Raw genomic sequence first — 12171 nt, forward strand, 5'->3', positions numbered from 1 at the left:
TAAATGACTCAAATATTTGAAGGCGCAACCAAAACAGACGATTATATCCGTGTTGCTCAACTTGCAGAAGTTCAGACAGCAGGCAGTTTGTTAGTCCATAAGGAAAAGCATACGATTGCTTTGTTTTACTCAAATAATACAGTTTACGCAATTGATAACCGTTGTCCTCACATGGGCTTTCCCTTACAAGGAAGCACTTGCAAAGATGGTATTGTTACCTGTCCTTGGCATTATGCCCGCTTTGACCTTGCTAGTGGTGGAACCTTTGACTCGTGGGCTGATGATGTTCCTTGTTTCCCGGTAGAAATCCGTGATGGTGAAGTTTGGGTAAATTTAGCACCACCAGTTAACCCTCATACTCACCACCGCCAACGTCTGCAAGACGGTTTAGAGCAGAATATTTCTTTAGTGATTGCAAAATCAACGCTGGCACTTTTAGATATAGGAGTGAACCCGACAGAACCATTTCTCATGGGGCTAGAATTTGGCACTCGTTATAACAAAGCGGGTTGGAGTACAGGTTTGACTATCCATACCTGTATGATGAATCTACTACCTTATCTCGATGTAGAAGACAGACCTCGTGCTTTATTTCACGGACTTTCGGCAGTAGCTAATGATAGTGCAGGGGCGCCACCAGAGTTTGTTGTTCACCCATTACCTAACTCGAAAGTAGATTTGGCGACTCTCAAAAGCTGGTTTCGCCAATTTATTCAGGTGCGGGATGCGGAAGCGGCACAAAGATGTTTAGTATCTGCTGTTCGTTCAGGAGCTAATTCAAAGCAAATAGCAGATATGCTTTTCTGTGCTGCTACGGATCGGCGCTATCTTGATGTTGGGCATACAGTTGATTTTATCAATAAAGCATTAGAAGCACTTGATACTATAGCTTGGCAAGGAGCAGAATCAATTCTGGCTAGCCTAGTTTCGGGTTTAGCCAATGCCTCGCGGATGGAAGAATCCAACTCTTGGCGCTACCCTGTAGATTTGGTGGCAATATTAGAGTCGGCATTTGAGCAATTACCGACTGTATTAAGTGTGGGAAAATCTCGACAAGGAAGTTGGTTACAAGCAGATGAACTAATACCAATTTTATTAGGTGAAGACCCACAAGCGATCGCAGACTCGCTATTGAATGCACTAGCAGCAGGTTGTACTGAAGAACAATTAGCTGGTGTAGTGACTTATACAGCAGCATTGCGAGTAGCTCGTTTCCACACTAATAATGATTTTGGAGATTGGAATTCAGCCCACCATCCATTTACGTTTGCAAATGCCGTACATCAAGCTTTACGAAGAGTACCAACAGTCGAACTACTAAGAGGTGTGTTTGATGGGGCGATGAGTGTGTATTTAAATCGTTTTTTGAATGTTCCACCAGCACGGCTGCCAGAACCCAAAGACATCAAGGAAAATCCCGAACAATTACTCCAGCAGCTACCGGATTTATTAAACCGTCAGCAGCAAGTAAACCAGACAGGACAATTAGTTGCTAATTATTTATACAGTGGTGGTAGTGCTGAAAGACTGATGGCAAAACTGGGGAAATTGATGCTGCGAGAAAACCGTGATTTTCATGTTATTCAAGAAATGGAAGCCGCTTTTCGTCAGTATTCTTTCCTCGGTCAAACTTCGGCTGGAATTCATATACTAGTGGCTGCATCTCGGTATTTAGCCGCTCATTCTCCGACAATGCGATCTCAAGGACAAACTTATCAAATTGCGGAACGTTTACATCAAGGCGCTCGCTTATTTGAAGAATCGTGACCTCTTAGTAACAGATAACCGGGCTAGTATGCCGGCTCATTTAGAAGCACATTGGGCAGCAGGTGGACATATTTGGGGCTTATTCTGGTTGCGTCCTAGAATACCAATAGGACAATTATAGCGGTTCTCGACAAGCGTGAAGTACAATTTTGACCTCTCTCCAAACCTCTCTCCTTTTAGGAGAGAGGCTTTGAATTGTTCCCCCTTCCTGCGGATTCCTTTTTAAGCGATCGCTTGTCGATTTACACTTCTTTTCTAGAGCGTTAGCAAGCTTTCGGCTCAATGATATACCAAAATGAATGCGTGAATTACTCAAATGAGAAAGCAAACTGGAGTTTGAGTAAGTAAAAGCTGATTTTACTTGCGGAAAACACCAAAATGAGAAAGCAAACTCAGGTTTGAGAAAGCAAAAGCTTCTTTTGAGTAAGTCAAAGCTCATTTTGCTTGCGGAAAACACTAAAATGAGAAAGCAAACTGGGGTTTGAATAAGTAAAAGCTTATTTTGCTTGCGGAAAACACCAAAATGAGAAAGCAAACTGGAGTTTGAGAAAGTAAAAGCTGCTTTTGAGTAAGTAAAAGCTCATTTTGAGTAAGTTAAATGGCATTTTTACTTAGTTCAATATGAATTTTAGTCTAGGCAATCGCACTTTTCAGTTTTATCACGGTAAACTCTGCACAAAACTAGCTTATTCTGGGTTTGGGGGGAGGCGATCGCTTATGGGTTTACAATAAATTTTTTAACGTAAAATTAAACTGGTAGCACAACGCAAGATTTCATGGCGATAAGATTTATTCTGAGCGACTATGTTGACCGAGCGATCGCCCAGGCAATTTATGACAAGTTAGAAGATGGTACATTTACAGGTAGAATTCCTGTTTGCAAAGGAGTGATAGCCTTTGCATTGACTTTGCGCGAGTGTGAAGATGAATTACGCTCAACGCTGGAAGACTGGATTTTGCTTGGGTTAAAGCTGGGACATTCTCTACCAGTAATTGATAATATTGACCTCAACAAGGAGCCGAGCCTTGAGCCGATGGATACCGTGTAAGCGTCGAGATTTTGTGAAGAAATTACGACAGATTGGGTTTGAGGGGCTTTATTCTGGAACAAGACATCAGTTTATGGTTTATGGCCAACATCGTCTAACTATTCCCTCTAATGATGAGTATTCTGTACCGCAATTGCGGATGATGATTGGGGAAGTTGAGATGATTTTAGAGCGGGAAATGACACTAGATGAATGGAATAGCCTTTAAGATTTACCAAGAAGCGATCGCTCTTAGTCTATATTAATAAGATTTAGGAGAGCGATGTCTACGACGGGCTATTCGGCGTCGCCTTTAAAACACCATCATTCCACCTCAGAACACGAAAGTCCGAGTTTGAGCGATCGCTCTTTCAAGTTTTAGGATAGTATGCTTTGTACAAAACTAGCTTATTCTGGATTTGGGGGGAGGCGATCGCGCAGATTTGCTAAACCTCCACGAACAGTAACAGTATTTGGATGATTCACCCCTAACCGTCGCTCAAAAATATCCAAAGCTTGCAGGTACAAGGGTTCAGCTTCGCTGTATCTGCCTTGGTCACGATAGAGTGCGGCTAAGTTGTTGAGGCTAACCGCAACATGTGGATGTTCCTCTCCCAGTAGGCATCGCCTTAGTTCTAATACTTGCAGGTGCAGGGGTTCGGCTTCGCTGTATCTTCCTTGGCAATTGTAGAGTTTTGCTAAGTTGTTAAGGCTAACTGCAACATCTGGATGTTCTTCTCCCAGTAAGCGTCGCCTTAGTTCCAATGCTTGCAGGTTTAAGGGTTCGGCTTCGCTGTATCTGCCTTGGTCACAATAGAGTGCCGCCAGGGTGTTGAGGCTATAGGCAAAATCTGGATGTTCTTCTCCCAGTAAGCGTCGCCTTAGTTCTAATACTTGCAGATTCAGGGATTCGGCTTCGCTATATCTCCTTTGTAAGTAGTACAGTAACGCTAGGTTGTGGAGACTATGGGCAAAATCTGGATGTGACTCTCCCAGCAAGCATCGCTTTAATTCCAAAGCTTGCAGGTACAGAGGTTCGGCTTCGCTGTATCTTCCTTGGTAATTGTAGAGTCCCGCCAGGTTATTGAGACTATGGGCAACAGATATATGTGACTCTCCCAGCAAGGATCGTTTTAATTCCAAAGCTTGTAGGTGCAGGGGTTCGGCTTCGCCATATCTTCCTTGGGAGTTGTAGAGTTGTGCTAAGTTACTGAGGCTAAGTGCAACATCTAGATGTTCCTTTCCCAGCAAATGTCGCCTGAGTTCTAATGCTTGCAATAAAAGGGGTTCAGCTTCGCTATATCTTCCTTGTAAGTAGTATAGTTCTGCCAGATTGTTCAGACTTTGGGCAACAGATACATCTGACTCTCCCAAGCGCTTTTTAGTGACTGTTAGAGACTGTTCATACCAAGATACTGCTTGATTATACAATCCCTGATCTTGATAACATTGAGCATTACCGATGAAAGCCCAAATTAAATCTTCATCGTTGACGTATTGAAGGAGATTCTTTGCTACTTCTGCTAAATGAGGTATGGTTGGAGTAACATTATTGATTTGTTTAAGAGTAGGGAATTCAGGAATATCTTTGGCAACTGCTACCATTACCCGACAAAGCGATCGCTTTAATTCCTCCCCCTTATCTAAATCTGTAAGCTTATATTGAAAAAACTCCCGCAGTAGAGGATGTAGTTGATAGATTCCTTCACCTTTGCGCTGGAGTAAATGCAGATTCAGCAAGCTATCGTCTCTAATTTCCTCTAAATCTTCCTCATCTTCCTCTGGTAAACACTGTTCCACCAACTTCCAAGATATAGGTGCGGCGGCAAATAAACTCAGCAAACAGCCAAGCTGCTTATCGCTGTCTTCTAATTCCTGCCAACTCAACTCAAAGGCTGCTAACACACCTCGTTGTGCTGTCATATCGGCTTCTGGTTTATCAAAGGCGGGTTGTTCTAGTCGCTTTTTATCCAACCGCCGCAACATTTCTGTGAAAGATAAATCTTGTTTTCGCGCCAAATATCGCCCGACTAATTCCAAACCCAAAGGCAAATATCCCAACCACTCACACAACTGATTTGCAACAGCCAATTCTTGCTCAATTCGCTGTGGTGTTTCTTTAAAAAATGACTTTAATAACTCCAGCGCTGCTTTTGGTTGCAATACATCTAAAGATAATTCCTTTATAGATGCTCCTAAGTGTTGGCGCGTGGTAATCAACACTTTAAATCGAGAAGATGATGAAGGTAAATAAGGCTTAACTTGTTGATATTCTCCAACATCGTCTACAGCAGCACATTACCCTCGTGCCAAAGCCGAAAGCAGTATTGCACTTGGGCGAGTAAATCCAAATCCTCTGGTGGGTTTAAGTCAAGCTGCGTTCTGGCAAACTGCACAACTTGAATTCCCACATCTCCAGCCTTTGCCAGCAACCAGCAAATTCCACCCTTGTAGTTTTCACGGTGAGCCATTGCATATTGTAAGGCCAGTTCTGTTTTACCCAGTCCACCCATGCCAGCGATCGCAGCAATTACCACCTGATTATTTTCCTGCAACATCTCATGCAGGTTTTGCAATTCAGCGTCACGTCCAACAAACTTCACCACTCCACTCAGAGGTAAATTTTGCGGTGTTTCAGTAGAGGGATTTAACTTTACCCGTTCCTGTTCGGGCGACTGTAGTCAGAAGATATTAGTACCAGTGAAAGTATTTCCCTGAAAAACATTTTTAATAGATTCAGCTAACTTTGTAGAATTAATAACGCCTGCTGGTTGCGAGTTTAGGTCATTCGCTAACGCCTGGACTTTCGGCGCTACTTGAGGATCGGCATTTGCGGCTGCTTCGACTTCTCGCACAGATTGAGCAATTTCGGTATCTGCATCTGCTGCTGCTTTTAACTCCAGCACTGCTTTGCCATAATCTAACGGCTGCTGTGTTGCATCCGCTAGCAAGGGTAACTTATTTTTATTATGTAGCTGTTCGATTAACTCACGACTTTTGTCTAATGCAGCTTCCCCAAGCTTTTCGCCAGTTTTTTCTAGAGCTTTAGTTAAAACTATAGTAGCGATCGCAGTTGCAACTGCTGTTAATGTTACAGGTTCCATAATTTAGTAATAAAATACGACATCGCACTGGGAGATACAAATGCAGTTCTCTCTATTTCGGAAATATATCACACATATTTAGCAATTAATCCCACATCCCGCCTTGCAATTAATTGCAAGGCTAATAGCCCAAGTCCACTCAAGTGGACTAAAACCCTTTCTTAGTCTTCTTTAGAAGACTTTAGCTATTAGCCATAGGTTTCTAACCTATGGCGGGTAATGCAACAGACGCAATATCTTAGACTTACGGACTTGAGTTTAATAGATTTTAAGTAGCGGATGATTTGAAAAAATAAGCGGTAAAAGTGACATTTTGCACTCTAACAAACCCCTATCCTCAGCCCCATTTCTTACAATGAAATAGGGTTTTATTCACTTTCCTTCTTGAGGGAATCTCAAAATCAACATAGCAACTGATGCATGATACCCAATTGCTACCACGCATTAATGCCACAGCCAAAAGAGAAAATGGTAAACAATATTATGTAGATGCCAAGGGAAATCGCTTTCCCAGCGTGACTACAATACTTAATGCCACCAAATCACAAGCAGACAGAGACAGATTATTAAACTGGAAAGCGCGTGTTGGTACAGAAGAAGCTACCCGCATTACTACAACTGCTAGCCGGCGGGGAACCCAAACACACAAACAAATTGAGCGCTACCTTCTTGGACAAAACCCTGTTTGTCCCGAAGCGAGTCGCCCTTATTGGGAGAGTATCAGGCCAGTTTTAGAACAAATCGACACAGTTAGACTGGTGGAAGGCTCAGTTTTTCATCATAATTTGAGCTATTCTGGCAAAGTTGATTGTATTGCCAGCTATCAAGGTATTCCCTGTATTTGCGAGTGGAAAACAGCAGACAAACCCAAAGGTTCAATTGAGCATTTATATGAACATCCACTGCAACTTACGGCGTACATAGGAGCAGCTAACGAATATTATCGAGATTATGGCATTCAGCTAAAGCACGCTCTCTTGGTAGTAGCGATTCCAGAAATGCCAGCAGAGGTATTTTGGTTTGAATCAGCAGTCATTAAAGATTACTGGGAACAGTGGGAAAAAAGAGTTGCTGAATATTGGGAACGCAGAAGCGTTTGGGATTAATCAGTAGGATTGCACAATTACCGAAAGACTGCATTTCCTAATGTGAAGTAAATTTTCACGAGTAGTAATAACAAGCAATCTAAGAGGTTGTTTGAAAAGTCCTCTTGTCAGTAGTAAAACGTTCTAGATCCCCCTAAATCCCCCTTTCTAAGGGGGACTTTGATTCCGGTTCCCCCCTTAAAAAGGGGGGCTAGGGGGGATCTAGAAGTACTTAAAATTACAACCAACCACTTTTAAAACAACCTCTAACCTTGTAATGGCAACACACTAATTAACCCAGAAAATCTTGCAAAATCACTTGTGTTGTGAGTGAGTAACTGAGGAATGCCATAAACTAGCATCGTGGCGACAATATTTGCATCATGAACTTACTTACCACCAATAGTAATTTGCTCCATTAGAGATAAAAGTCTTTCTGTCACTTGAGCGGTTTCATCAACTACTCGAAATTGAGCTTGAAAAAATCGGGTACGCTCAATTACGATCGCAACAGGTCGGGGATTCATCAATGCTTGTGGACGACTAAGAGTCATTAAGAATTCCCGCAACACCTGACGACTAATCCATAATTCAATTCCTGCGTCATAAAGATTTTCAATAGCTTGTAGTGCTGTTTGGTGAAAGGGAGATTCGGACACATTTGCATACACTAAAATGTTCGTGTCCAGAAATACAGAGTTAGCGACCCCAATCACCATACATATCCTCACGTCTTAAAGAAAGATTTTCAGGCCAAGGGCCATAATTATCTACAGGAAAGTTTAGAGGAGGACGTTTTTCCTTACTCTCTGCTTTCTCAGTCAAAAGCTTTTCGTCAATTACTATTACCACCTGATGTTCTCCTTCTGGAATATCCAATGGTAACTGCGCTGTAATCTTACCATCTTTGGTAACTGTGGCAATTGTTTCTATACTTTTCATCTCATTCCTCCTTAATCAATCCATTACAGCTAACACAGCTTTCGGCAATAACTTATCTTTAAACCAAACAATTCTGGCGGGGACATCATTTAATTTTACTCCCGCCTTTTCTAAATTAAGTCGCTCGGAAATTGCTAAAATTAAGTCATCACGTCCAGCCCGCCGCACCTGAGAAAACTTCTTTTGTAAATATTCTGGCCGCCAATAACCAACAATTTCTAATAAAAAGGTGCGGCCATCAGCATGAACTAAGCGAAAATCGGGAATCATCACACTACCGGGAATTGGGATCAAATCAACTTCTCGCTCTAACGCCCAACCACTTTTCAACGCATCCCATTTATCAGCAAAGGATGCTTCTAACATACTATCGTAGGGCTTTCCTGGTGGATAGTGAGATACCAAACCACATTCAGAATTGAGAGTGAAACGTCCAGTTTTCCAAGTATTTGTATAGGCATCACGGCTTTGGAGAATCGACGAAAGACTCCATTTAGTAACGTGGAGTAAAGCCGGAATCAGTTTAGCGATCGCTAACCCATATCGCGTACTAGGATTAAACAAACTCGTCGGCCCATCAATCGTAATTGTAAACCCGTGGTCAGCATCACCTTCAATATAAGCCATCAATTGAAACAACTTTAGATAGCGAAATAACAGCTTATATTCACCCGGAACATTCCGGTGAGCATTTAACACCAGTTGACTGGCCTTATAAAACACACCCTGCACCTGAGATAAGTTATATCTATTTAATAAATCTGGCGCTGTTGGTGCATCAAACACTGTCAAAATCTTATTTTCAGATAAATCAGCGTATAATCCATTCCGAACCTGTTCTAATAAAACTTCCCGCTCAAGTTCTTGAGTTAACTCATCAGCAATTTTACTCAGAGTAACTTGTGTAGATTCTCGACTAGAAACCGATTTTGCCGCCAGAGAAAACACCCGTTCTCTTAACATTTGTGGTTCCAAAGGACTAACCACCTCAAAAGTGCAAAAACTGCTTTTGAGAATATAAGCTAATCCTCGCTTCACCCGATAATCTGTAGAATCTCCTTCAAAATCAGTCAGTTGTCGCTCAAGCACACCTTGAGTCTTTCCCACTGCTGATTGAAAATAATTAATTAACTCAATCGCCAATTCCGAAGTTCCCCGATCGATCTTCAGTCTCTTCGGGATGATCTCCTCCCCGTTTTGGCGATGCATCAGTAAGTCTGTCGGTAACATCTGAATTCTGGATTTTAGATTTTGAACTTCCGGTTGAATAATTAATTTCTAACTGTTCCGCAGCCTTCAAACTCTTCTCTTTTCCACTCCCATAAACAACCTGTAACTTCCCCTTCCTCTCTTTTTCTCCCCCTGCTTCCCCTGCCTCCCCTGCTCTCCTCTCCCCTCTTCGCCTAGCCGAAGTCCCTTCCTCACTCGTATCCTCCGCCACCACCTCATACAAAATCGCCTGCTTATTCTCAATATTCCCCTTCCGTAAAATCCTCCCCAAGCGCTGAGTATACTCCCTAGCCGAACCCGTACCCGATAAAATAATCGCCACAGAAGCCGCCGGGACATCAACACCTTCATTCAACACATGAGAAGCAACCAAAGTATTATATTTACCCTCTCGAAACTTTGTTAATATCTCATGCCGTTCCTTCACAGGAGTTTGATGAGTAATTGCTGGAATGAGCAACTCTTGAGAAATGCGGTAAACCGTCGCATTATCAGCAGTAAAAATCAGAATTCGTGCCGGATAATGTTCTGCCAATAAATTAATCAGAATTCGTAACTTCCCATCAGTACCCAAAGCGATATCTTTCGCTTCTCGGTGCGCTAACATCGCCCTACGTCCAGATTGCGATCGCGCGCTCATTTGCACGAACATTTGCCAACCTTGCAGACTCCCCAAAGAAATTTTCGATTGCTTCAAAAAGTCGTTGCGGGTTTGAATTAACTGATTGTATCTTTCCCGTTCAAGTTGCGATAACTTTACTTTAATTTGGACAATTTCATGCTCTGCTAACGCCTTCCCTGCCAAATCTTCAGCGCGTTTGCGATATACTTCTTGTCCAATGAGGATATTTAAGTCAGCGTGTTTACCATCGGTACGTTCCGGTGTCGCAGACAGTCCCAGGCGATAAGGTGCGATCGCATATTCGGCAATTACCCGATTAAAATCTGTGGGTAAATGATGACATTCATCAAAAACAATCAACGCATATTGATTTCCCAACGTTTCGGCGTGAATTGCGGCACTATCGTAAGTTGCAACTAAAATTGCCGTTCTATCCCGCGAACCACCTCCCAACAATCCCACCTCAGCATCGGGGAAAGCTGCTACTAAATGTGCATACCACTGATGCATTAAATCCAAAGTTGGCACTACAATCAACGTCGTGCGTGGCGTTGACTGCATCGCCATTTGTGCTAAATAAGTCTTTCCCGCCGCCGTGGGAAGCACAACTACCCCTTGCCTACCCGCCAGTTTCCAAGCCGCTAGCGCCTCAGTTTGGTGGGGATAGGGTTCCATTTCTAGAGTAGGAACCAAATCTACAGGATAAAATTGCTTGGCCTCATCGATAAAATTCACATCTTCCGCTTGTAGTGCTTCTACTAGCGATCGGTATCTAATTGCTGGGATGCGGAATTTTTCAACTCTATCATCCCACGTAGCATAATCCATCCAACCTTTGCCACGTGGTGGTGGATGCAAAATTAATGTGCCACGATCAAAATTTAATGTAGGGGTACGAGCCATTTATTTGAGAGTGCTGAGTTAGGGGTTAGGAGTTAGGAGTTAGGAGTTAGGAGTTATTCTTTCTCATCTCCCTTTTCTCCCTTATCTCCTTCATCCTCCCACTCCCTTGATTACTAATAACGCAAAAAGTGCATGATTCATCCAACTAACTCCGACAAAACCCAACTAGATGCGCTCATTAGTCACGGAATGTCCTATCGGCAAACCAACAATAACCTGTCCGAATCTTACAAAGAACAGCGACAGACCTTTTTGCTGAAACGGCTGCAATTGCAGGCGCAGATTATATTAATAGCTGGCTTGACTTTAATTGCTTTTTTTCTTTGGGTAAATTCACAATTAGAAGGCAAGATATACGCCTTTAAAATTGGGCTTGTAGTAGAACTATTTATTCTTATTTGTTGGGGTTTATGCAAAACTCCTATCGGTCGCCGCTATCCTGATTTACTTTTTTTGAGTTTATGCTGGTCTGTAACTTGTTCTGTCCAAATTGATATAGCTTTGCTGTTCAATAATCTAGAACCGAGAAACAATATTTGGACTTTGATGTTTTTCACTCAAGCTACAATTATTCCAGTCCAATGGTGGATGCATTTAATATCTCAAATCGGAACAATCCTTTGCTATTTAACTTTATATATTTTATATAGCCCCATCTTGAAAAATCCGTCAGCTTTTTATATTGAGCAAGGATTATATTTCTTTTGGACTTGCATAATTTGTGTTTTTTCTGTCTATTTATACGAACGCTTACGCAAAAAAGAATTTTACGCTCGTAAGGCAATGGAACTAGCGCAGCACAAATCAGAACGGCTGCTACTAAATATTTTGCCAGAGATGATTGCAGAACAATTAAAACAACAGCCGGCAACTATTGCCGATAACTTTCTGGAAGTTACGGTGCTATTTGCTGATATTGTTGGCTTTACAGAGCTTTCATCTCACACCTCACCGGCAGAATTAGTCGAGTTATTAAATACAATATTCTGTCTGTTTGACCAATTAGCAGAACGTCATGGGGTAGAGAAAATTAAGACCATTGGCGATGCATATATGGCTGTTGCTGGGTTGCCAAATCAATCTAATAATCATGCTCCAGCAATAGCTAACATGGCTTTGGATATGCAAAATGCTGTAGCTACTTTTAATAAAGAAAATAACCAATCCTTTAGCATTCGTGTTGGCATTAGTACAGGGCCAGTAGTAGCAGGGGTGATTGGGCTGAAAAAGTTTGCCTACGACCTCTGGGGAGATACAGTCAATATAGCTAGTAGAATGGAATCACATGGTATTGCAGGTAGTATCCAGGTTTGTGAAGCAAGTTATCAGCTTTTAAAGGATACATACTTCTTGGAGAAACGAGGTTTAATTAAAGTGAAAGGTAAAGGTGAAATGATGACTTATATACTAAAGGGAATTAATTTAAAAACTTAATAAATAGGAGTCAGAATGGGCTGCGCCCCGCTGCGCTAACAGAATTCAGAATCCAG

General features: G+C 42.1%; 11 protein-coding genes and 1 pseudogene. 6 read left to right on the forward strand and 6 right to left on the reverse strand.

All coding sequences use genetic code 11. The features are described from left to right. Positions 1-3: 3 nt before the first annotated feature. The 4 genes from V7K84_RS08415 to V7K84_RS08430 all read left to right on the forward strand — a co-directional run bounded on the left by V7K84_RS08415 (position 4) and on the right by V7K84_RS08430 (position 3024). The gene (locus V7K84_RS08415) at positions 4-1767 is read left to right on the forward strand and encodes a Rieske (2Fe-2S) protein (protein ID WP_334837340.1); all 1764 of its coding nucleotides are present in this window, start codon (positions 4-6) and stop codon (positions 1765-1767) included. After that, positions 1754-1888, forward strand: a complete 135-nt coding sequence (locus tag V7K84_RS08420; protein ID WP_334837341.1) for a hypothetical protein — start codon at positions 1754-1756, stop codon at positions 1886-1888. The genes V7K84_RS08415 and V7K84_RS08420 overlap by 14 nt, the downstream gene beginning before the upstream one ends. Positions 1889-2543: 655 nt before the next feature. Next, the gene (locus tag V7K84_RS08425; protein WP_334837342.1) at positions 2544-2816 is read left to right on the forward strand and encodes a type II toxin-antitoxin system HicB family antitoxin; all 273 of its coding nucleotides are present in this window, start codon (positions 2544-2546) and stop codon (positions 2814-2816) included. A 73-nt stretch (positions 2817-2889) separates the two neighbouring features. Then, entirely contained in the window at positions 2890-3024 is a 135-nt protein-coding gene (locus V7K84_RS08430) for a hypothetical protein (protein ID WP_334837343.1), read from the forward strand. Between the two features lie 179 nt (positions 3025-3203). Here V7K84_RS08430 and V7K84_RS08435 read toward each other — a convergent pair. Both V7K84_RS08435 and V7K84_RS08450 read right to left on the reverse strand, forming a co-directional pair. Then, positions 3204-5353: pseudogene (locus V7K84_RS08435) on the reverse strand (tetratricopeptide repeat protein). Positions 5354-5476: 123 nt separating this feature from the next. Further along, complete coding sequence (locus V7K84_RS08450; protein ID WP_334837345.1) at positions 5477-5899, reverse strand: hypothetical protein; 423 nt, start codon at positions 5897-5899, stop codon at positions 5477-5479. Between the two features lie 416 nt (positions 5900-6315). Here V7K84_RS08450 and V7K84_RS08455 point away from each other — a divergent pair, with 416 nt between their 5' ends. Continuing rightward, positions 6316-7005 carry a PD-(D/E)XK nuclease family protein gene (locus V7K84_RS08455; RefSeq protein ID WP_334837346.1) on the forward strand — a complete coding sequence of 230 codons (690 nt, stop codon included), beginning with the start codon at positions 6316-6318 and terminating at the stop codon, positions 7003-7005. 368 nt (positions 7006-7373) lie between these two features. Here V7K84_RS08455 and V7K84_RS08460 read toward each other — a convergent pair whose 3' ends face one another. Genes V7K84_RS08460 through V7K84_RS08475 form a run of 4 tightly spaced genes read right to left on the reverse strand, consistent with a single transcriptional unit; the run spans position 7374 to position 10681 of the window. Continuing rightward, a complete protein-coding gene (locus V7K84_RS08460; protein WP_334837347.1) occupies positions 7374-7703 on the reverse strand; it encodes a type II toxin-antitoxin system VapC family toxin in 330 nt (109 codons plus the stop codon). Continuing rightward, on the reverse strand, positions 7684-7926 hold the full coding sequence (locus tag V7K84_RS08465; RefSeq protein ID WP_334837348.1) for a hypothetical protein: 243 nt from the start codon (positions 7924-7926) through the stop codon (positions 7684-7686). Before V7K84_RS08465 ends, V7K84_RS08460 begins: the two co-directional genes overlap by 20 nt. A 15-nt stretch (positions 7927-7941) precedes the next feature. Next, complete coding sequence (locus V7K84_RS08470) at positions 7942-9156, reverse strand: DUF790 family protein (RefSeq protein ID WP_334837349.1); 1215 nt, start codon at positions 9154-9156, stop codon at positions 7942-7944. Next, positions 9059-10681 carry a DEAD/DEAH box helicase gene (locus V7K84_RS08475; RefSeq protein WP_334837350.1) on the reverse strand — a complete coding sequence of 541 codons (1623 nt, stop codon included), beginning with the start codon at positions 10679-10681 and terminating at the stop codon, positions 9059-9061. The genes V7K84_RS08470 and V7K84_RS08475 overlap by 98 nt, the downstream gene beginning before the upstream one ends. A 132-nt stretch (positions 10682-10813) precedes the next feature. Here V7K84_RS08475 and V7K84_RS08480 point away from each other — a divergent pair, with 132 nt between their 5' ends. Continuing rightward, entirely contained in the window at positions 10814-12115 is a 1302-nt protein-coding gene (locus tag V7K84_RS08480; protein WP_334837351.1) for an adenylate/guanylate cyclase domain-containing protein, read from the forward strand. Positions 12116-12171: the final 56 nt, after the last annotated feature.

Source organism: Nostoc sp. (assembly GCF_036917315.1).
Classification (GTDB): domain Bacteria; phylum Cyanobacteriota; class Cyanobacteriia; order Cyanobacteriales; family Nostocaceae; genus Nostoc.